This is a genomic window from Flavobacterium eburneipallidum, from assembly GCF_027111355.2.
In the GTDB taxonomy this organism is placed as follows: domain Bacteria; phylum Bacteroidota; class Bacteroidia; order Flavobacteriales; family Flavobacteriaceae; genus Flavobacterium; species Flavobacterium eburneipallidum.
Window position 1 is genome coordinate 3227304 of record NZ_CP114291.2, and the last position, 21375, is coordinate 3248678.

Sequence of the window (21375 nt, forward strand, 5' to 3'; positions counted from 1 at the left end):
CAATTTTGATTAAATTAAAAAATGGAATTCTTAATGAAAATGTTAAAAGTCAAAAAAAAAGCCATTTACTTGTCGTAAATGGCTTTTTAATAAAAATTGTATGCTTATTTTATTTTAAAAGCATTTTTACCAGGAAAATAAGCTGTATTTCCTAATTCTTCTTCAATTCTTAACAATTGATTGTATTTTGCCATACGATCAGAACGTGAAGCAGAACCTGTTTTGATTTGACCACAGTTCAAAGCTACTGCTAAATCTGCAATAGTATTGTCTTCTGTTTCTCCTGAACGGTGAGACATTACTGAAGTATAACCTGCATTTTTAGCCATGTTTACAGCAGCAATTGTTTCTGTCAAAGTTCCAATTTGGTTTACTTTAATCAAAATAGAATTAGCAATTCCTCTTTCAATTCCTGTTGACAAACGCTCTACATTCGTTACAAACAAATCATCTCCTACTAATTGAACCTTATCTCCAATTTTTTCTGTCAATAATTTCCAACCATCCCAGTCGTTTTCATCCATTCCATCCTCGATAGAGATAATTGGGTATTTAGCAGCTAGTTCTGCCAAATAATCTACTTGTTCAGCAGAAGTTCTAACTTTTCCAGTAGCACCTTCAAATTTAGAGTAATCGTATTTTCCGTCCACATAAAATTCAGAAGAAGCACAGTCTAAAGCTACCATAATTTCGTCTCCGAAAGTATATCCTGCTTTCTCCACTGCCAATTTGATAGTATCCAAAGCATCTTCAGTTCCACCAGCCAAGTTCGGAGCAAATCCTCCTTCGTCACCTACAGCAGTACTCAAATTTCTATCGTGCAACACTTTTTTCAAACTGTGAAAAATTTCAGTTCCCATTTGCATAGCATGTGTAAAAGAAGTGGCTTTTACTGGGAAAATCATAAACTCTTGGAATGCGATTGGCGCATCAGAGTGCGAACCTCCGTTGATGATATTCATCATTGGAACTGGCAATGTATTAGCAGAAACTCCACCTACATATCTATATAATGGTAATCCCAGTTCAGCAGCAGCAGCTTTTGCAACAGCTAACGAAACTCCAAGAATAGCATTAGCTCCCAAGTTTGCTTTATTTGGCGTACCGTCCAATTCAATCATAGTTTGGTCAATCAAGTTTTGTTCAAAAACAGATGTACCAACCAATTCTTCAGCAATTTTAGTATTTACATTTTCAACCGCTTTCAAAACTCCTTTTCCTAGGAATGCTTTTCCTCCGTCACGTAGTTCAACGGCTTCAAATTTACCAGTTGATGCTCCTGATGGAACTGCTGCTCTTCCTAAAACTCCATTTTCTGTTACTACATCTACTTCAATTGTAGGATTTCCTCTTGAATCGAAAATTTGTCTTGCGTGAATTTTGATAATAATACTCATTACTTTTTGGTTTTTAAATTTGAATTATAAATTTCGAATTACAAATATATTATTTCTTCAATAAATGAATAATTAAAACGTATTAATCTTATCAACGAAAACGATATTTTTCAAAAAAAATAATAAACAACTGATTTTTTAAAACTGAATTCGTTGTTCATGTTAAATTTTCGCAATAATTCACAAAAATATTTGAATCCTAAAAACAGGAGTTTCAAAAAATAGTAGCTCATTTCTACAAAGCCAACTGACTTTTTTTGTTCAGTACGACACATTGTTTTTAATTCGCATTTATAAATAGTACTTTTGCAAACTATTTATACAAAATATGAGCTTTTTAGAAGAAATACAGCGAAGAAGAACTTTTGGGATTATTTCGCATCCCGATGCCGGTAAAACCACATTGACAGAAAAACTACTTCTTTTTGGAGGAGCGATTCAGGAAGCAGGTGCGGTAAAAAACAACAAAATCAAAAAAGGAGCGACGAGTGACTTTATGGAAATTGAACGCCAGAGAGGAATTTCGGTTTCGACTTCGGTTTTGGCATTCAATTATCAAGACAAAAAAATAAACATTCTCGATACTCCCGGACACAAGGATTTTGCCGAAGATACTTTTAGAACCTTAACTGCTGTCGATAGCGTAATAGTTGTGATTGACGTTGCCAAAGGGGTCGAAGAACAAACGGAAAAATTAGTTGCCGTGTGTAGAATGCGTAAAATTCCTATCATCGTTTTCATCAACAAATTAGACCGTGAAGGAAAAGACGCTTTTGACTTGATGGACGAAGTGGAACAAAAACTAGGTCTAAAAGTCACACCTTTAAGTTTTCCTATCGGAATGGGATATGATTTTCAAGGAATTTATAACCTTTGGGAGCAAAACATCAATTTATTTAGCGGAGATAGTCGCAAAAACATCGAAGAAACCATTGCTTTTTCGGATGTAAAAAGTCCTGAATTAGAAAAAATAATTGGTCAAAAACCTGCCGACAGACTTCGAGAAGAACTGGAATTGATTGATGAAGTGTATCCTAAATTTGATCGTCAGGATTATTTGGACGGAAAATTACAACCAGTTTTTTTCGGATCAGCATTGAATAATTTTGGCGTTCGAGAACTATTGGATTGTTTTGTCGATATTGCTCCATCGCCAAGACCAAAGGATTCTGAAACCCGATTGGTTGACCCGAAAGAAGAAAAAATGAGTGGATTTGTTTTTAAAATCCACGCCAATATGGATCCGAAACATAGAGATAGATTGGCTTTTATTAAAATTGTTTCTGGAACTTTTGAAAGAAACAAACCCTATCTTCACGTTCGTCAGAAAAAGAATTTAAAATTCTCTAGTCCGAATGCTTTCTTTGCAGAGAAAAAAGAAATTGTTGATATTTCGTACCCTGGAGACATTGTAGGTTTACATGATACAGGAAATTTCAAGATTGGAGATACTTTAACGGAAGGCGAAGTTATGAGTTTTAAAGGAATTCCGAGCTTTTCGCCAGAGCATTTTAGATACATCAACAACGCTGATCCGATGAAAGCCAAACAACTAGATAAAGGAATTGACCAGTTGATGGACGAAGGGGTTGCGCAGTTGTTTACACTTGAAATGAATAACCGAAAAATCATTGGAACCGTTGGAGCACTTCAATATGAAGTTATCCAATACCGATTAGAACACGAATATGGCGCTAAATGTACGTATGAAAATTTCCCAGTTCACAAAGCGTGTTGGGTAAAACCAAATGACCCAAAAAGCGAAGAGTTTAAGGAATTTAGAAGAATTAAACAAAAATTCTTGGCTCACGATAAGTACGGTCAATTGGTATTTCTTGCCGATTCAGATTTCACGATACAAATGACTCAAAATAAATATCCAAATGTGAAATTATTTTTTACTTCGGAATTTGAATAACAGATTAAAAGGTAATGTGGTCAAAAATGGTTGGTAATTTTTCATTATAGATTGATTAAATTACCCCTATCAAATTGAAGAGGACATTGGCTCTGCTGGGGAGCAACCAATTAGCAATAGATTTGATGCACATACGAAAAATGAGGGCAGTTTATCTGCCCTTTTTTATACATTTTTTGGTGTGCAAAATGGCTAAAAAAACCTATTTACTGCTTTGGTTTTTATAATACAAATACCATTTCAAAAAATTCTTTCTATTAGCCAAGCTTAATCCTCTGTGAACATTCAAATTGCCTTTTAAATGTCCAAAAAAGGATTCTAAAGAATTTGTTGAATTGGGTATTTTATCATCTTTCAAATACATAAACATATTGGGTAATGCTTTCTTTATTACGCTAAATGATCTTCTTACCATTTTATGAGTATACCAATACCTGCCTGTTTCGATATTATATGATTTTTGATTGATGAAATCTCTATATTCTTCTTCCCATTGAACCAGTTCCATAAGCCATAATTGACGTTTATATTCAGAATTAATATGATGAATTTTCACAGCAATTTGCTTGAGTTCAAAGCCTGATTTATGCTTTGGGTGTTGTGTAAGCCATATGTTACACATTCTTGATATATGTACCAAGCATCGTTGAAAAGGAACTTTTGGACAAACTATTTTAATGGCTTTTATGGAGGATTTATCTCCATCTGATGTGATGCTTTTTATTTTGATTCCTAGATTCAATAAATTTCTTAAGTCTTCTGCAATCTCTTCAAAATGCTCCCCATTGGTCATCCGATAAAGTTGTGTTGACTTTAAATGAAAGTTTCTATAAACTATCAAACAAATATCATTTGGAAAGTAAGTTCCGTCCAGGACTAAATAAATTTCATCGGTAGAACTAAATTCTAAAACAGGTGCTTTACGTAGCATTTTTGAAAAATAACGTTGCAAGGTGCTTTTACTATATCCTGATTCGAATGAGATTTTATCAAAGGTATCTTTACCAATTATCCAATTTTTGAACCATATTTCTTTGTTAGAATCCGAAACAGATTTATTGTTTGCGGTGAACAATTGTCCGCAATCTTTGCATTTAAATCGCTGCTTATTTTCTCTTATTCCCCATTTAATTGTTTGAAGACTTTTGCAGGTTGGACAACGCTTTTTTTTGAGTTTTTCATAAATAAAAAAAGTTTATTGAAACGAATTTCAATAAACTTTTGGGAACATCATATTTTATAATGTCTCACAGCATTTTTACCAACCATTTTTGACTATTAAACCGATTAAAAAAAACGCTAATTTTTCAATTAGCGTTTTTTTTTATTTGAATGTATTTTTGGTTAGCTAGTAGCAATCTCAAAATTTACTGCTTTTTTCAAAAAAGCTTTAATCAACAAACGATTTGGAGCTAATCCTGAAGTAATAAATTGTCTTCTAGTGTTTTCTCCAGCAGGTGATATTTTCACATTAGGGTCTTGTTTTGATCCCATAAACCAAAGAACAAAGTTCATGTTATTTGAAGAATTAGTATCTGGATTTATAGTGTTTATTTCAACTGTGTTATTTACCATTTCATTGTTTTCTGTTTTAGAAGTAGCATCAGACACCGAAGTTTGAGCAAAAATAGTACTATTAGACAAAAGCATAAAGAATAAAAGCATAAAGAATGTTTTGCTTTTTTGTATTCCAACTTGTGTAAAAAAATGATTCATGATAGTTTTTTTTGAAGAGAAGTTAATTTGTTTTCTCTTATCTGATGTAAAACTATAACAATACTAAACCGCACTAAAATATTTTCGATAAACCACTACAAAACTCGTTAAAAACACAATTTGAGGTTATTTTTTCATTAATAAATGAATATAACCAAAAAAAACAATGCCCCATTTCATATTTGAAATAGGGCATTGTAAAATCTGAAATAGTTGTTCTCTAACTATTTAGCTTGGCGTTTTGAATAGATCTGTATTTCAAAAAAACAAATATTAAACCAATTACTGCCACAATCAATATATAATCATCAATTGGCAATGGTGTAGTATCTCCTGTTGATTCTTCTAAAGTATCTGTCGTATCTTCGGCTCCTGGCGTTGCTTGTGCAAACAAAACTACATTAGAGAAGAAGTAAATAGCAAGTATATAATATTTTAATAATGTATTTTTCATTTTTATCAATTTAATGGTTTTTATTAAGCTCTATTTCTAATTTGCTACTTTTTTAATCACTACTTTATTATCTTGAGTCATTACTTTTACAATCAAAATTTGATGATTTGCCTTTAAATTATTGATTGTAGCAGTATTAGAATTTACATCGTTTTGGGTTAGAATTAACCTTCCTTGAACATCATAAACCTGAATATCATTAATAATACTATTAGCAGATTTTACAAACACATTACCATTATTTTTATATACAGTTATAGCATTTTCATCAAAAATAGATTCATCTACATTTAATGTTTTCTGATATTTCAATGAGAATCTCGTATTGTCTGATCCAGAAGTTGTAGTAAAGGTATAAGCACTATTTTTCAAATTGGTTTCAGTTCCTGTTTTACTATCTACTAAATAAATGTCTTGACCAGCAGCAAACAATCCATCTACGTGATCTATAGCTATAGTATAATCTCCCGCTACATCAGTTTTAAAATTTAATGCAACTACATCAGTAGCATCAAATGTTGGACGCCCTTGAATAGTATATTCTTCGTTATTGATAGCAGAAGTTAAAGCAATTGGACTGTCATTGATGTATTTTCCATCATAAGAATCCAATCCTGACTTTGCGTCTGAAATATAAGCTACTAATGCTTGACTAAAAACACCTGTAGTTGTTGTTAGATTTAACCAAAGACGGTCTTTAGCAATTCCTTTTTGCGTTTTATAAAATTGTGTACTTGATGGAGTTACTTCACGCATTGCGTTAGTAAAAAAATCACTTACTGTTATTCCTAATTTTGCTTGCACAAAAAATCCTTGCCCAACTTGAATTTTCCCATTTGGTGTAGGAATACCTAGTTCTGTTGTTGTTCCTCCTCCATCAGTATAAGTTGCATAAGCCGATCCTGATGCAGCATTTTTCTTTCTCCAGAAATACAGTGTATTCTCTATGTTTGAAACATTGGCATCCAAAAACAATTCGGCATCCAAGATAGATGAATAAGGGTTACCTACTAAATTAAATTTATTTCCTAAATCACTTAAAGTTACTGATATATTACCATTATTTAATACACCTGAAAAAATCCCTTCAAAAGTTAGCGTACTAGTTCCCTCGTCATACCCTGCTAAAGGATTTGTATTAGGCATACGGATTAGGTTTCCTTTCCCAACAACAAAACTCGTAGTAGATGGGTCAGCAATAACTGCATATCTATTCAAGCTAGAATTGTAATCATAAAAACGACTTGGAGATTGAGAAGTCAAAGGTGAAAATGCTGCTAAATTTTGGCTAGCCACTGGCGATGACCATAACGTATAATCCAAACGATACAGAGAATTTCCGTTGCGTTTTACCACTACATTCCCTGAATTTGCCATATTATTTACTTGAATCAAATTGGCATTGTTTTCTACCACCAAACTTCCATTATTGATTACTTCATTTTGAACAGTTACATTTGTCCCTGAATTAATTGTCAAAGCCCCTTGTGAAGTTACTGTCAATTTTTTGGCTGTAAATACACCTTGATTTCCACCAACATTTGTATTGTAAGTTCCGTCAATAACCGCTTCTATTGTAGCATCAGGTCCAGTCGTGTTTGACCAACTAGAACCGTTCCATATCACAGCAGTTGTTCCATTCAAAACTACATTTGATGTTGACCCTGCAGCACAATCAAAGCCTCCAGTTCCGCCACTTGCTGTAGCTCCATAAGCATATATTCTAAAAGTAGTTGGAGTAGTAATATTTTCAAGACCTGAAATTGTTATTGTTCTGTCAGTTGTAGTCGCAACGCCTCCACTTACCATACCTGCAACCGAACCCAAATCAGATGTAAAATTATCTACGGATGATCTTAAAGTAACATTTGATGGGCCTGTTCCAGATCTGTCCCACTTAAACACAAATGAAGTTGGCGTGAAAGAATAACCACTGTTTGGCGTAACAATAAATTGAATATAATTATTTCCAGAGACTGCCTCTGTCAAAGTATTTCCAGCTACTGTATTTCCAGAATCAAACCATCCACTTCCACCAAAACGATTACCATTTGCCGCAGCAACTATAGACCCTTGAGTTAAATTAGAAGCATTAATATTAACATCATTTACAAAAGTTGGTTCAGTAGTTTCTGTACCTAAATTCCCCGAAGTATTCCATTGAAGCAATTTTTGCCCCCAACTCGACTGTGTGTTCATTAATAACAAGGCAAAAACCAACAACAATCCTTTGATTGTTGTTTTACTTTTTACCTGAAAAAAACCTAAAGTAATTTTGTCCATCGCATTTTGTGTATTAAGTTAGTATTAATAAGAAAATTATATGTAAAACAATAATACAAAAAAAATCAAAATTACAATCACAACCAATGAAATTCTATTATCAAATGATTAAGAAACAGTTACACTACAAAAAAAAGACACTTTAAAATAAAGAGTCCTATCCATACTCACAGAGTACTAATCAAATAATTGAATTAATTTAGAAGACATTATTGCAAATAAAAAAGGCTCCATTTCTGGAGCCTTAATCATATTTATGCTTGTCCTGCTGGACCAAAATTCAAAGGAATAGGTGGTTGTTCAGTATCTTTGATTTCGCCATGAGCGACTTCAAAACGATGAATGTTTTCACCAATTGCTCTCAATAATCTTTTGGCATGCTGTGGAGTCAAGACAATTCTTGATTTCACTTTTGCTTTAGGAACACCTGGCATAACACTTACAAAATCTAAAACAAATTCAGATGATGAATGGTTAATAATTGCCAAATTAGAATAAATCCCTTCGGCTGTTTTTTCGTCCAATTCGATGTCTAATTGTCCTTGTTGCTCTTTCATATTTTAAAAAATTTAAATATTGAAAGATTTAATGATTTAAAAATCTAAAGACCATCAAGACAATCTTTAAATTTTTAAATCTTTCAATCTCTAAATTAATTAGTATATATACTCTTCTTTATTTGCCATCATTTCGTGGTAATCTTCGTTTGATCCCACAATCGTATTATCGTATTCTCTCATACCAGTTCCGGCAGGGATTCTATGACCAACGATTACATTTTCTTTCAATCCTTCTAAGTAATCAACTTTACCTGCTACTGCAGCCTCATTCAATACTTTAGTAGTTTCCTGGAACGATGCAGCCGAAATAAACGATTTCGTTTGAAGAGATGCTCTAGTGATACCCTGCAATACAGGAGTTGCAGTTGCAGTGATAACATCACGAGCTACAACAAGATTTTTATCCGTACGTTTCAATAATGAATTTTCATCACGCAATTCACGAGGAGTAACAATCTGTCCTGGTTTCAAGTTAGCAGAATCTCCAGCATCTTCAACCACTTTCATACCGTATAATTTATCGTTTTCAACGATAAAATCTTTCGTATGAATTAATTGATCTTCTAGGAATAAAGTATCTCCTGGATCTTGTACTCTTACTTTACGCATCATTTGACGTATTACTACTTCAAAGTGTTTGTCGTTGATTTTTACCCCTTGCAAACGATATACTTCTTGAATTTCGTTTACCAAATACTGTTGAACAGCTGCTGGACCTTGAATTCTCAAGATATCTTCTGGAGTAATTGCTCCGTCAGACAATGGTACTCCCGCTCTTACGAAGTCATTTTCTTGTACCAAGATTTGGCTAGAAAGTTTTACCAAGTATTTCTTAACCTCACCAAATTTAGATTCGATAACAATTTCACGGTTACCTCTTTTGATTTTTCCAAAAGAAACCACACCATCGATTTCAGAAACTACAGCTGGGTTAGATGGGTTACGCGCTTCAAGCAACTCGGTAATTCTTGGTAAACCTCCCGTGATATCTCCTGATTTAGAAGAACGACGTGGAATTTTAACCAATACTTTACCTGCTTTAATTTTCTCACCATTATCAACCATCAAGTGGGCTCCAACTGGTAAGTTATAAGAACGAATCAATTCACCATCTTTACCGTAAACCAATAAAGTTGGGATTAATTTTTTAGCTCTCGATTCAGAAATTACTTTTTCTTGGAAACCAGTTTGCTCATCAATTTCAACCATGAACGATTGTCCTTGTTCTAAATCTTCGTAAGCAATTTTACCTGTAAATTCCGAAACAATAACTCCATTATAAGGATCCCATTTACAAATCACAGTTCCTTTAGCTACTGATTCGCCATCTTTAACAAAGATACTAGAACCGTAAGGAATGTTGTTTGTACTCAACAAGATACCTGTTTTTTCGTCAACTAATTTCAATTCGGTAGAACGAGATACTACAATATCAACTGCATTACCTTCTCCGTCTTCACCTTTAACAGTTTTTAGATCTTCGATTTCTAATTTTCCTGCAAAACGAGTTACAATACTAGACTCTTCAGAAATACCTCCTGCAACCCCTCCAACGTGGAAAGTACGTAATGTCAACTGTGTTCCAGGCTCTCCAATAGATTGAGCGGCAATTACACCAACTGCTTCTCCTTTTTGAGTCATTTTACCTGTTGCCAAGTTACGACCGTAACATTTAGCACAAATACCTTTTGTAGCCTCACAAGTTAATGGAGAACGAACCTCTAATTTTTCAATTGGAGAAGCCTCGATTACTTTCATGTAAGCTTCGGTAATTTGTTCACCAGCTGCAATAATAAGCTCGTTTGTCAAAGGATTGATAACATCTTGTAATGCTACACGTCCTAATATTCTTTCACCTAAACTTTCAACAATTTCTTCGTTCTTTTTCAGTGCTGAAACTTCAACACCTCTTAAAGTACCACAGTCAACTGTATTTACAATTACGTCTTGAGAAACGTCATGCAATCTTCTTGTTAAATAACCAGCATCAGCAGTTTTCAAAGCCGTATCCGCAAGACCTTTACGAGCACCGTGAGTAGAGATAAAGTACTCAAGGATTGAAAGACCTTCTTTAAAGTTAGAAAGAATCGGGTTTTCGATAATTTCTCCACCACCAGCAGTTGATTTTTTTGGTTTAGCCATCAAACCACGCATACCAGTTAACTGACGAATCTGTTCTTTAGAACCCCTCGCTCCAGAATCAAGCATCATATACACCGAGTTGAAACCTTGCTGGTCTTCTCTAATGTTTTTCATTGCTGCTTCTGTAAGCTGTGCATTGGTTGAAGTCCATACGTCAATAACTTGGTTGTAACGTTCGTTATTGGTAATAAGACCCATGTTATAGTTAGCAGAAATACCTTCAACTTGCTCTCTGGCATCTGCAATTAATTTTGGTTTTTGATCAGGAATTCTAATATCTCCAAGAGAGAAAGATAATCCTCCTTTGAATGCGTATTTATACCCCATGTTTTTCATATTGTCCAAGAAGGCAGCTGTAGTAGGTACATCAGTCACACTCAAAATGTGTCCGATAATATCTCTCAAGTTTTTCTTGGTCAATACTTCATTGATATATCCTGCTGCTGGCGGTACTACTTCGTTAAACAATACACGACCGGCAGTTGTTTGGATAATTTTATATACCAATTCTCCGTTTTCGTTGTAATCTTTTGCACGAATTTTTACTCGAGCATTCAATTCTAAACGACCTTCATTGATAGCAATATTAGTTTCTTCTGCAGAGTATAATGTTAAATCTTGACCTAAAATAGTATGATCTGGTGTTGACAAACGCTCTTTAGTCATATAATATAGACCCAAAACCATGTCTTGAGAAGGTACCGTAATTGGAGCACCATTGGCTGGATTCAAGATATTGTGAGAACCCAACATTAACAATTGTGCTTCCAAGATAGCTTCTGGTCCTAATGGCAAGTGAACCGCCATTTGATCCCCATCAAAATCCGCATTAAATGCCGTACAAACTAAAGGGTGCAATTGGATTGCTTTTCCTTCAATTAATTTTGGCTGGAATGCCTGAATACCTAATCTGTGCAAAGTAGGAGCACGATTCAGTAAGATTGGATGTCCTTTGATTACATTCTCCAAAATATCCCAAACTACTGGCTCTTTTTTGTCTATTATTTTTTTAGCTGATTTTACCGTTTTTACGATTCCTCTTTCTATCAATTTACGGATAACGAAAGGTTTGTATAATTCGGCTGCCATATCTTTTGGGATACCGCATTCAGACAATTTCAATTCAGGTCCAACAACAATTACCGAACGAGCAGAATAATCCACACGTTTACCTAATAAGTTTTGACGGAAACGTCCTTGTTTTCCTTTAAGGGAATCAGATAATGATTTTAATGGTCTGTTTGATTCCGTTTTTACAGCAGATGCTTTACGAGTATTATCGAAAAGTGAATCTACTGATTCCTGCAACATACGTTTTTCGTTTCTCAAGATTACTTCAGGAGCTTTAATCTCCATTAATCTTTTCAAACGATTGTTACGGATAATTACACGACGGTATAAATCATTCAAATCCGAAGTGGCAAAACGCCCTCCATCAAGTGGCACTAATGGACGCAATTCAGGTGGAATAACTGGAACTACTTTCATAATCATCCATTCAGGACGATTCTCACGGTTCAAGTTAGACTCACGGAATGATTCAACAACTTGTAATCTTTTTAATGCTTCTGTTTTACGTTGTTTAGACGTTTCATTATTAGCAGAGTGACGTAATTCATAAGACAATGCGTCCAAGTCAATACGAGCTAATAAATCCATAATACACTCTGCTCCCATTTTGGCAACAAATTTATTAGGATCAAAATCATCTAAATATTGGTTATCAGCTGGAAGACTATCCAAAATATTCAAATATTCTTCTTCTGTTAAGAAGTCTAATCTTTGGATAGATTCTCCATCAGGACCTTTGGCTATACCAGCCTGAATTACAACATATCTTTCATAATAGATAATCATATCTAATTTCTTAGATGGAAGACCTAAAATATAACCAATTTTATTTGGAAGAGAACGGAAATACCAGATATGAGCAATTGGCACTACCAAGTTGATGTGACCTACTCTATCTCTACGTACTTTTTTCTCGGTAACTTCAACACCACAACGGTCACAAATGATTCCTTTGTAACGGATTCTTTTGTATTTACCACAAGCACATTCGAAATCTTTTACTGGCCCGAAGATTCTTTCGCAGAAAAGTCCGTCACGCTCTGGTTTGTGCGTTCTGTAGTTGATAGTTTCGGGCTTCAATACTTCACCTCTTGATTCTTTCAAGATAGATTCAGGAGAAGCTAGTCCTATCGAAATTTTGTTGAATCTTTTTACAGGATTCTTATCTTTATTATTATTTCTATTGTTCATCATAGTTTTTACTATTGATTTATTTGCAATTAAAAATTGATTTCTTGTACAGACGTTGCACTGCAACGTCTCTGCCCTCGGATTACTTCTCTAAACTTCAACTAAATTTTGAAGTGCTAATTATATAGGATTATATAAAAAATCGGAACGGGTTACGGGTATAAATCCTGAAAACTAATTTAAAAAAGTAATCAGTGTTCAGTGTTCAGTTTACCAACTGATTACTGACCACTGATCACTGAATACTATTCTTCCAAACGAATGTCAAGACCAAGACCTTTCAATTCGTGCATCAATACATTGAATGATTCTGGTAAACCTGGCTCTGGCATAGATTCTCCCTTAACGATTGCCTCGTAAGATTTAGCTCTACCAATTACATCATCCGATTTTACTGTTAAGATTTCACGAAGTGTACTTGATGCTCCATAAGCTTCAAGTGCCCAAACCTCCATCTCTCCAAAACGCTGACCTCCAAATTGAGCTTTACCTCCTAATGGCTGTTGTGTAATCAATGAGTATGGTCCTATTGAACGTGCGTGCATCTTATCGTCAACCATGTGACCCAATTTCAACATATAGATAACTCCAACAGTTGCTTTTTGAGCAAAACGCTCTCCAGTTCCACCATCATAAAGATAAGTATGTCCAAAACGTGGTACGTTAGCTTCATCAGTCAAAGCATTGATTTCGTCAAGAGAAGCACCATCAAAAATTGGAGTAGCAAATTTTCTACCCAAGTTCATTCCAGCCCATCCAAGAACAGTTTCATAAATCTGACCAATGTTCATACGTGAAGGTACCCCAAGTGGGTTCAATACGATATCAACTGGTGTTCCGTCTTCCAAGAAAGGCATATCTTCGTGACGAACGATACGTGCAACAATACCTTTGTTACCGTGACGTCCCGCCATTTTATCCCCAACTTTCAGTTTACGTTTTTTGGCAACATATACTTTAGCCAGTTTCAAAATTCCTGATGGTAATTCATCACCTACAGTAATCGTGAATTTCTCTCTACGCAATGCACCTTGTAAATCGTTCAATTTAATTTTATAGTTATGAATCAAATCATTAACCATAGTATTGGTTACATCATCAGCAACCCATTGACCTTTGCTTAAGTGAGCGAAATCTTCAACAGCATAAAGCATTTTTTGAGTGTATTTTTTACCTTTTGGCAATACTTCTTCACCCAAATCATTCATTACACCCTGAGAAGTTTTTCCGTTAACGATATTGAAAAGTTTCTCAATTAATTTGTCTTTTAATTCAACAAATTTTACTTCGAATTCCATTTCTAAAGCACCCAAAGCATCTTTATCTTGAGTACGTTTACGTTTATCTTTTACTGCTCTTGCGAACAATTTTTTATCCAAAACAACACCGTGTAAAGATGGAGAAGCTTTCAATGAAGCATCTTTTACATCTCCTGCTTTATCCCCGAAGATGGCACGAAGCAATTTCTCTTCCGGAGTAGGATCTGATTCTCCTTTTGGTGTAATTTTTCCGATAAGAATGTCACCAGGTTTCACCTCGGCACCAATTCTGATCATACCGTTTTCGTCCAAGTCTTTAGTAGCCTCTTCAGAAACGTTTGGAATATCATTCGTTAATTCTTCGTTACCTAATTTAGTATCTCTAACTTCTAATGAATAATCATCAACGTGGATAGAGGTAAAAATATCGTCACGAACTACTTTTTCAGAAATCACAATCGCATCCTCGAAGTTGTACCCTTTCCATGGCATAAATGCAACTTTTAGGTTACGACCTAAAGCTAATTCTCCATTTTGGGTTGCATATCCTTCAGATAATACTTGTCCAAGACTCACTCTGTCACCTTTTCTTACGATTGGCTTCAAGTTGATGCTTGTACTTTGATTGGTTTTTCTAAATTTAATTAAATTGTATGTCTTTTCATCTGGCTCAAAACTTACCATTCTTTCTTCTTCAGAACGATCGTATTTGATAGTAATGATATTTGCATCTACGTATTCAACAGTTCCAGGTCCTTCAGCATTAATCAATACTCTAGAATCTGAAGCTACCTGACGCTCTAAACCGGTTCCAACAATAGGTGCTTCAGGACGTAACAATGGTACAGCCTGACGCATCATATTTGATCCCATCAATGCTCTATTCGCATCATCATGTTCCAGGAAAGGAATCAATGAAGCTGAAATCGAAGCAATCTGGTTTGGAGCAACGTCTGTATAATGAACTTCAGAAGGATCAATTACTGGGAAATCACCCTCTTGACGGGCAATTACATTATCAGCTAGAATCTTTCCTGTAGCATCCATTTCAATGTTTGCTTGGGAAATCATCATTCCTTCTTCTTCTTCTGCGCTCAAGTAAACTGGAGTAGATTCTAAATCTACCACTCCTTTAGTTACTTTACGGTAAGGTGTTTCGATGAAACCCATTCCGTTAACTTTGGCATAAACACCAAGAGATGAAATCAAACCAATGTTTGGTCCCTCCGGCGTTTCAATTGGACATAAACGTCCGTAGTGCGTATAGTGAACGTCACGAACCTCAAATCCGGCTCTCTCTCTCGAAAGTCCACCTGGTCCAAGTGCAGATAATCTTCTTTTGTGTGTAATCTCGGCCAATGGATTCGTTTGATCCATAAATTGAGACAACTGGTTTGTTCCAAAGAAAGAGTTGATAACAGAGGATAATGTTTTAGCATTAATCAAATCGATTGGTGTAAACACCTCGTTATCTCTAACGTTCATTCTCTCACGAATGGTTCTAGCCATACGAGCCAAACCTACACCAAATTGTTGAGACAATTGTTCTCCAACTGTTCTAACACGACGGTTTGACAAGTGATCGATATCATCAATATCTGCTTTCGCATTGATTAATTCGATCAAATATTTAACGATAGTAATGATATCTTCTTTGGTAAGCACTTGCTTTTCCATTGGAGTATCAAGACCCAGTTTTTTGTTTATTCTATAACGACCTACTTCACCTAAATTGTAACGTTGGTCAGAGAAGAATAATTTATCTATAATACCACGAGCAGTTTCTTCATCAGGCGGTTCTGCGTTACGCAATTGTCTGTAGATGTGCTCAACGGCTTCTTTTTCAGAATTGGTTGGATCTTTTTGTAGCGTGTTGTGGATGATGGAATAATCTACTGCATTATTATCTTCCTTGTGCAACAAAATAGATTTAACGTTAGAATCGATGATTTCTTCCACATTATCTTTGTCGATAATTGTGTCACGGTCAAGGATTATTTCGTTACGTTCGATAGAAACAACTTCGCCGGTATCTTCATCCACGAAATCTTCATGCCAAGTGTTCAAAACACGAGCGGCTAATTTTCTACCAATATATTTTTTAAGTCCTGTTTTAGAAACTTTAATTTCCTCTGCAAGGTCAAAAATCTCAAGGATATCCTTGTCTCTTTCGAACCCAATGGCACGGAATAAAGTGGTTACAGGTAATTTTTTCTTTCTGTCGATATAAGCGTACATTACGCTGTTAATATCGGTTGAAAATTCTATCCAAGATCCTTTAAAAGGAATTACTCTTGCAGAATATAATTTTGTTCCATTGGCATGGAAAGATTGTCCAAAGAAAACCCCAGGAGAACGGTGTAATTGAGAAACAACAACACGTTCAGCACCATTGATTACAAAAGTACCACTCGGAGTCATGTAAGGAATAGTTCCTAAATAAACATCCTGAACAATAGTTTCAAAATCTTCGTGTTCTGGATCAGTACAATATAGTTTTAACCTTGCTTTTAAAGGTACACTATACGTAAGACCTCTTTCGATACATTCTTGAATGGTGTAACGTGGTGGATCTACAAAATAATCCAGGAATTCCAATACAAAGTTATTTCTTGTATCTGTAATTGGGAAATTTTCCATGAAGGTATTGTACAAGCCTTCGTCGCCTCTTTCGTCAGATTTGGTTTCCAATTGGAAAAAATCTTTAAACGATTTTACCTGAACATCTAGAAAATCTGGATATTGAGGTATGTTTTTTGTTGAGGCAAAATTCAATCTTTCAGTTTGATTTGATAACATCAATTGACAAAATTTTGATTAAAAAAAAGTAATTTTTTGTGTGAATACACTGGGTAACGTATACTTTCTTTTATGATCAATACATCTTAAAAATAAACCAGTATCTGTAAATTTTTTTCTTCGTATTGACTAAAAGCTATTTCGTATTACATGACTCTTTTAAGATAACTTTTAGAGTATAATTATATTATACGAAAAAGGGTTTAGGTCATTGGATGTATATCCAAGACCTAAACCTGATTTTCTAAAGCGAGTTGAATTATTTTAATTCAACTACAGCTCCAGCTTCTTCTAGAGATTTTTTCAAACCTTCTGCTTCTTCTTTAGAAACACCTTCTTTTACATTAGCAGGTGCACTATCTACTACGTCTTTAGCTTCTTTCAAACCTAAACCTGTAAGTTCTTTTACTAATTTTACAACAGCTAATTTAGAAGCACCAGCTTCTTTCAATACAACTGTAAATTCTGTTTGAGCTTCTTCAGCAGCACCTTCACCACCACCAGCAGCCACTACTACAGCTGCAGCAGCTGGTTCGATTCCGTACTCATCTTTTAATATTGTTGCTAATTCGTTAACTTCTTTTACTGTTAGGTTAACTAATTGTTCTGCGAATTGTTTCAAATCTGCCATTTTTTCTATCGTTTTAAAATGATTTGTAAAATATAATTTATTTATTGTGCGCTATTTTAAGCAACAAGGAAATCTAATTCCCTGTTTTGAGTATTATGCTTCAGCCTCTTCGCTACCAGCGAATTGGTTTTGTAAAGCAGAAATAACTCTTTGTGCAGGAGATTGCAATAATCCAATAAGTTCTCCAAGAAGTTCTTCTTTAGATTTAATAGTTGCCAAGGCATCTAATTGATTGTCTCCAATGTAAATTTCAGAATTAATATAAGCTCCTTTTAAAACAGGCTTATCAGATTTTTTTCTAAAATCTTTGATTATTTTTCCAGGTGCATTTGCAACATCTGAAATAAAGATAGCACTGTTTCCTGTTAATACAGAAGGCAAGTCTCCATAATCATTAGCTGAAGCTTCCATTGCTTTTGCAAGCAAAGTATTCTTAACAACTTCTAATTTAATTCCTGCTTTAAAACAAGCTCTTCTCAAGTTTGAAGTTGTTTCTGCATTTAATCCAGAAATATCAGATACATAAATAATATTTGTACCAGCTAACTGTGCAGTTAAATCTTCAATCGCGATTGATTTTTCTTCTCTAGTCATACTAAAAATTTTTAACTACCAATTATACTGCTTTAGGATCCAACGCAATTGCTGGACTCATTGTGCTTGTAAGGTGAATACCTTTAATGTATGTACCTTTAGCAGCAGTTGGTTTAAGTTTGATTAATGTTTGAATAATTTCGTGTGCGTTATCGAAGATTTGTTCAGCTCCAAAAGAAACCTTACCAATTCCTGCGTGCACGATACCAGTTTTATCAACTTTAAAGTCAATTTTACCAGCTTTTACCTCTGCAACAGCTTTTGCAACATCCATGGTTACAGTACCTGTTTTTGGGTTTGGCATTAAACCTCTAGGTCCTAAAATACGACCTAATGGACCTAATTTACCCATAACAGCTGGCATAGTGATAATTACATCAACATCTGTCCAACCGTCTTTAATTTTTTGAAGGTAATCATCAAGACCTACATAGTCTGCACCAGCTTCTTTAGCTTCCGCTTCTTTATCTGGAGTAACTAATGCCAATACTTTTACATCTTTACCAGTTCCGTGAGGCAATGTTACTACACCTCTAACCATTTGATTCGCTTTTCTTGGATCTACACCCAAACGTACTGCGATATCAACAGACTCATCAAATTTTGCAGAAGCAATTTCTTTAATTAATGCAGAAGCATCTTTCAAAGAATACAATTTGTTCTTTTCAATTTTTGAAGCAGCCTCTTTTTGCTTTTTTGTCAATTTTGCCATGTCTTACGCTTGTTTTAGAGGAGAATCTCCAGTTACAGTTATACCCATAGATCTAGCCGTTCCTGCGATCATGCTCATAGCAGACTCGATTGTGAATGCATTTAAATCAACCATCTTGTCTTCCGCGATTGTTTTGATAACATCCCAAGTAACGCTAGCTACTTTCTTACGATTTGGTTCTCCTGAACCAGACTTAAGCTTTGCTGCATCCAATAATTGAACAGCAGCAGGTGGTGTTTTTACAACAAAATCGAAAGATTTGTCTTTATACACTGTAATTTGCACTGGGCAAACTTTACCTGGTTTATCTTGTGTTCTAGCATTAAATTGCTTACAGAACTCCATGATATTAACACCAGCAGCACCTAAAGCAGGTCCAACCGGTGGCGACGGGTTCGCAGCACCTCCCTTAACTTGTAGTTTAACTACTTTACTAATCTCTTTAGCCATTTTTTAAAAATTTAACACATTAACATTGGAAGCGAAAATGTGTGTTTATTATATGTAACAAAAATTATACTTTTTCAACTTGCATAAAGCTCAATTCTAATGGAGTTTTTCTTCCGAAAATTTTAACCATTACTTCTAGCTTACGCTTTTCTTCGTTTATTTTTTCAACAGTTCCATTGAAACCATTGAAAGGACCATCTATCACTTTAATTGTTTCTCCCAAATTGAACGGCACTGAACGAGTATCTGTATTTACAGCCAACTCATCCACTTTACCTAACATTCTATTTACTTCTGAAAGTCTTAACGGAACAGGTTCTCCACCTTTTGTTTCACCTAAAAATCCAATTACACTAGTTATAGACTTAATAATATGAGGTATTTCACCAACCAAATTAGCCTCAAGCATTACATAACCTGGAAAATAAACCTTATCTTTAGCTAACTTCTTTCCGTCTTTTACAGTCACAATCTTTTCAGTAGGAACTAAAACTTGAGAAACATAATCAGACATTCCTAATCTAGCAATTTCGGTTTCGATATAAGCTTTCACTTTATTCTCTTGACCGCTTACTGCTCGAACAACGTACCACTTTTTTAAATTATTATCTATCATAACAAAAAAATTACGCTTTTAACCAGTTAAAAAAACCAGCCAATGCTTTTGCAAAAACCTCATCAACTCCCCATGTTGCCAAGGCGAATATTACTGAAAAAAGAGCCACAACAATCGTTAAACGTTGTACTTCTGCCCATTCTGGCCAAGTAACATTTGATTTTAATTCTTCAAATGCTTCTGATATGTAATTCACAACTTTTGTCATTATGATAAATTTTATTGGCACGGGCGGAGGGATTCGAACCCCCATCAACGGTTTTGGAGACCGCTATTCTACCCTTGAACTACGCCCGTAGTTAAAAAAAACAGTGTCGCAAAACACGACACTGTTTTATAATTATTATAGTATTAACCTACAATTTCAGTAACTTGTCCAGCTCCTACAGTTCTACCACCCTCACGGATTGCAAAACGTAAACCTACACTCATAGCGATTGGGCTCAACAACTCAACATTGATAGTTAAGTTATCCCCTGGCATAACCATCTCTACTCCTGCTGGCAAAGTAATAACTCCTGTTACGTCAGTTGTACGTACGTAAAACTGTGGACGGTAGTTATTATGAAATGGAGTGTGACGTCCACCTTCTTCTTTTTTCAAGATATACACCTCTGCTTTGAAAGTTTTGTGTGGTTTTACTGAACCTGGCTTAATGATAACCATTCCTCTTTTGATAGATTCTTTATCAATACCTCTTAACAATAAACCTACGTTATCTCCAGCTTCACCTCTATCAAGGATTTTACGGAACATCTCAACTCCTGTAATAGTAGAAGTCAATTTTTCAGCTCCCATACCAATGATTTCAACTGCATCACCTGTATTAGCAATACCAGTTTCAATACGACCTGTAGCAACAGTTCCACGACCAGTAATTGTAAATACATCCTCAACTGGCATCAAGAATGGTTTTTCAGTATCACGAATTGGCTCTTCGATCCAAGCATCAACAGCTTCCATCAATTCAAGAATTTTAGGAACCCATGCAGCATCATTATTCAATCCACCTAAAGCAGAACCTTGAATAACTGGACAGTTGTCTCCATCATATTCGTAGAAAGACAATAAGTCTCTGATTTCCATTTCTACTAATTCTAACAATTCAGCGTCATCAACCATATCCACTTTATTCATAAATACAACCATTCTAGGAATACCTACCTGACGACCTAAAAGGATATGCTCACGAGTTTGCGGCATTGGACCATCTGTAGCAGCAACTACCAAGATAGCACCATCCATTTGAGCAGCACCAGTAACCATGTTTTTTACGTAATCCGCGTGACCTGGACAGTCAACGTGAGCGTAGTGACGGTTAGCAGTTTCGTACTCTACGTGTGAAGTATTAATTGTAATACCTCTTTCTTTTTCTTCAGGAGCATTATCAATTTGATCAAATGATTTTGCTTGACAGTAACCAGCATCAGATAACACTTTTGTGATTGCTGCTGTTAAAGTAGTTTTACCGTGATCTACGTGTCCGATCGTACCAATATTTAAGTGTGGTTTCGAACGGTTAAAGGTTTCTTTTGCCATTTTACTTAATTTTTAATCTAGTTTATATATTTATTTTTAATTC

At 35.0% G+C, this 21375-nt stretch carries 16 protein-coding genes and 1 tRNA gene; 1 reads left to right on the forward strand and 16 read right to left on the reverse strand.

The window, feature by feature from the left end:
- Positions 1–104: 104 nt before the first annotated feature.
- On the reverse strand, positions 105–1397 hold the full coding sequence (gene eno, locus OZP15_RS13660; protein WP_269226006.1) for a phosphopyruvate hydratase: 1293 nt from the start codon (positions 1395–1397) through the stop codon (positions 105–107).
- 328 nt (positions 1398–1725) lie between these two features.
- Here eno and OZP15_RS13665 point away from each other — a divergent pair, with 328 nt between their 5' ends.
- Positions 1726–3315, forward strand: a complete 1590-nt coding sequence (locus OZP15_RS13665; protein ID WP_281336399.1) for a peptide chain release factor 3 — start codon at positions 1726–1728, stop codon at positions 3313–3315.
- A gap of 202 nt (positions 3316–3517) precedes the next feature.
- Here the strand turns inward: OZP15_RS13665 and OZP15_RS13670 are convergent, their stop codons facing one another.
- The 15 genes from OZP15_RS13670 to tuf all read right to left on the reverse strand — a co-directional run bounded on the left by OZP15_RS13670 (position 3518) and on the right by tuf (position 21332).
- On the reverse strand, positions 3518–4501 hold the full coding sequence (locus OZP15_RS13670) for an IS256 family transposase, variant Zn-binding type (RefSeq protein ID WP_432419391.1): 984 nt from the start codon (positions 4499–4501) through the stop codon (positions 3518–3520).
- Positions 4502–4659: 158 nt separating this feature from the next.
- A complete protein-coding gene (locus tag OZP15_RS13675) occupies positions 4660–5031 on the reverse strand; it encodes a hypothetical protein (RefSeq protein WP_269226008.1) in 372 nt (123 codons plus the stop codon).
- 220 nt (positions 5032–5251) lie between these two features.
- A complete protein-coding gene (locus OZP15_RS13680; protein WP_269226009.1) occupies positions 5252–5485 on the reverse strand; it encodes a hypothetical protein in 234 nt (77 codons plus the stop codon).
- Between the two features lie 36 nt (positions 5486–5521).
- Positions 5522–7768, reverse strand: coding sequence for a DUF8693 domain-containing protein (locus tag OZP15_RS13685; protein WP_281336401.1), 2247 nt, complete (start codon positions 7766–7768; stop codon positions 5522–5524).
- A 254-nt stretch (positions 7769–8022) separates the two neighbouring features.
- Positions 8023–8325 carry a DUF3467 domain-containing protein gene (locus OZP15_RS13690; RefSeq protein WP_269226011.1) on the reverse strand — a complete coding sequence of 101 codons (303 nt, stop codon included), beginning with the start codon at positions 8323–8325 and terminating at the stop codon, positions 8023–8025.
- 99 nt (positions 8326–8424) lie between these two features.
- Entirely contained in the window at positions 8425–12735 is a 4311-nt protein-coding gene (rpoC, locus tag OZP15_RS13695; RefSeq protein WP_281336402.1) for a DNA-directed RNA polymerase subunit beta', read from the reverse strand.
- A 242-nt stretch (positions 12736–12977) separates the two neighbouring features.
- On the reverse strand, positions 12978–16790 hold the full coding sequence (gene rpoB, locus OZP15_RS13700) for a DNA-directed RNA polymerase subunit beta (RefSeq protein ID WP_281336403.1): 3813 nt from the start codon (positions 16788–16790) through the stop codon (positions 12978–12980).
- A 259-nt stretch (positions 16791–17049) separates the two neighbouring features.
- A complete protein-coding gene (gene rplL / locus OZP15_RS13705; RefSeq protein WP_281336404.1) occupies positions 17050–17421 on the reverse strand; it encodes a 50S ribosomal protein L7/L12 in 372 nt (123 codons plus the stop codon).
- Between the two features lie 93 nt (positions 17422–17514).
- Positions 17515–18015 (reverse strand): 50S ribosomal protein L10, encoded by a 501-nt coding sequence (gene rplJ / locus OZP15_RS13710; RefSeq protein ID WP_281336405.1) that lies wholly within the window; start codon positions 18013–18015, stop codon positions 17515–17517.
- A gap of 22 nt (positions 18016–18037) precedes the next feature.
- Complete coding sequence (rplA, locus tag OZP15_RS13715; RefSeq protein WP_269226012.1) at positions 18038–18727, reverse strand: 50S ribosomal protein L1; 690 nt, start codon at positions 18725–18727, stop codon at positions 18038–18040.
- A gap of 3 nt (positions 18728–18730) precedes the next feature.
- A complete protein-coding gene (gene rplK / locus OZP15_RS13720; RefSeq protein ID WP_269226013.1) occupies positions 18731–19177 on the reverse strand; it encodes a 50S ribosomal protein L11 in 447 nt (148 codons plus the stop codon).
- A gap of 64 nt (positions 19178–19241) precedes the next feature.
- Positions 19242–19793, reverse strand: a complete 552-nt coding sequence (gene nusG, locus OZP15_RS13725; protein ID WP_269226014.1) for a transcription termination/antitermination protein NusG — start codon at positions 19791–19793, stop codon at positions 19242–19244.
- Between the two features lie 10 nt (positions 19794–19803).
- Positions 19804–20001 (reverse strand): preprotein translocase subunit SecE, encoded by a 198-nt coding sequence (gene secE, locus OZP15_RS13730; protein ID WP_269226015.1) that lies wholly within the window; start codon positions 19999–20001, stop codon positions 19804–19806.
- A gap of 15 nt (positions 20002–20016) precedes the next feature.
- A tRNA-Trp gene (locus OZP15_RS13735) sits at positions 20017–20090 on the reverse strand.
- A 54-nt stretch (positions 20091–20144) separates the two neighbouring features.
- Positions 20145–21332, reverse strand: a complete 1188-nt coding sequence (gene tuf, locus OZP15_RS13740) for an elongation factor Tu (protein ID WP_281336406.1) — start codon at positions 21330–21332, stop codon at positions 20145–20147.
- Between the last annotated feature and the right edge of the window lie 43 nt (positions 21333–21375).

Bases quoted from the DNA above. Each gene is read 5' to 3' on its own strand.
- rpoC (WP_281336402.1), bottom strand. From the start codon at position 12,735: ATGATGAACAATAGAAATAATAATAAAGATAAGAATCCTGTAAAAAGA.
- rplA (WP_269226012.1), bottom strand. From the start codon at position 18,727: ATGGCAAAATTGACAAAAAAGCAAAAAGAGGCTGCTTCAAAAATTGAA.
- rpoB (WP_281336403.1), bottom strand. From the start codon at position 16,790: ATGTTATCAAATCAAACTGAAAGATTGAATTTTGCCTCAACAAAAAAC.
- OZP15_RS13690 (WP_269226011.1), bottom strand. From the start codon at position 8,325: ATGAAAGAGCAACAAGGACAATTAGACATCGAATTGGACGAAAAAACA.
- rplJ (WP_281336405.1), bottom strand. From the start codon at position 18,015: ATGACTAGAGAAGAAAAATCAATCGCGATTGAAGATTTAACTGCACAG.
- OZP15_RS13680 (WP_269226009.1), bottom strand. From the start codon at position 5,485: ATGAAAAATACATTATTAAAATATTATATACTTGCTATTTACTTCTTC.
- OZP15_RS13665 (WP_281336399.1), top strand. From the start codon at position 1,726: ATGAGCTTTTTAGAAGAAATACAGCGAAGAAGAACTTTTGGGATTATT.
- rplK (WP_269226013.1), bottom strand. From the start codon at position 19,177: ATGGCTAAAGAGATTAGTAAAGTAGTTAAACTACAAGTTAAGGGAGGT.
- eno (WP_269226006.1), bottom strand. From the start codon at position 1,397: ATGAGTATTATTATCAAAATTCACGCAAGACAAATTTTCGATTCAAGA.
- secE (WP_269226015.1), bottom strand. From the start codon at position 20,001: ATGACAAAAGTTGTGAATTACATATCAGAAGCATTTGAAGAATTAAAA.
- OZP15_RS13685 (WP_281336401.1), bottom strand. From the start codon at position 7,768: ATGGACAAAATTACTTTAGGTTTTTTTCAGGTAAAAAGTAAAACAACA.
- rplL (WP_281336404.1), bottom strand. From the start codon at position 17,421: ATGGCAGATTTGAAACAATTCGCAGAACAATTAGTTAACCTAACAGTA.
- nusG (WP_269226014.1), bottom strand. From the start codon at position 19,793: ATGATAGATAATAATTTAAAAAAGTGGTACGTTGTTCGAGCAGTAAGC.
- OZP15_RS13675 (WP_269226008.1), bottom strand. From the start codon at position 5,031: ATGAATCATTTTTTTACACAAGTTGGAATACAAAAAAGCAAAACATTC.
- tuf (WP_281336406.1), bottom strand. From the start codon at position 21,332: ATGGCAAAAGAAACCTTTAACCGTTCGAAACCACACTTAAATATTGGT.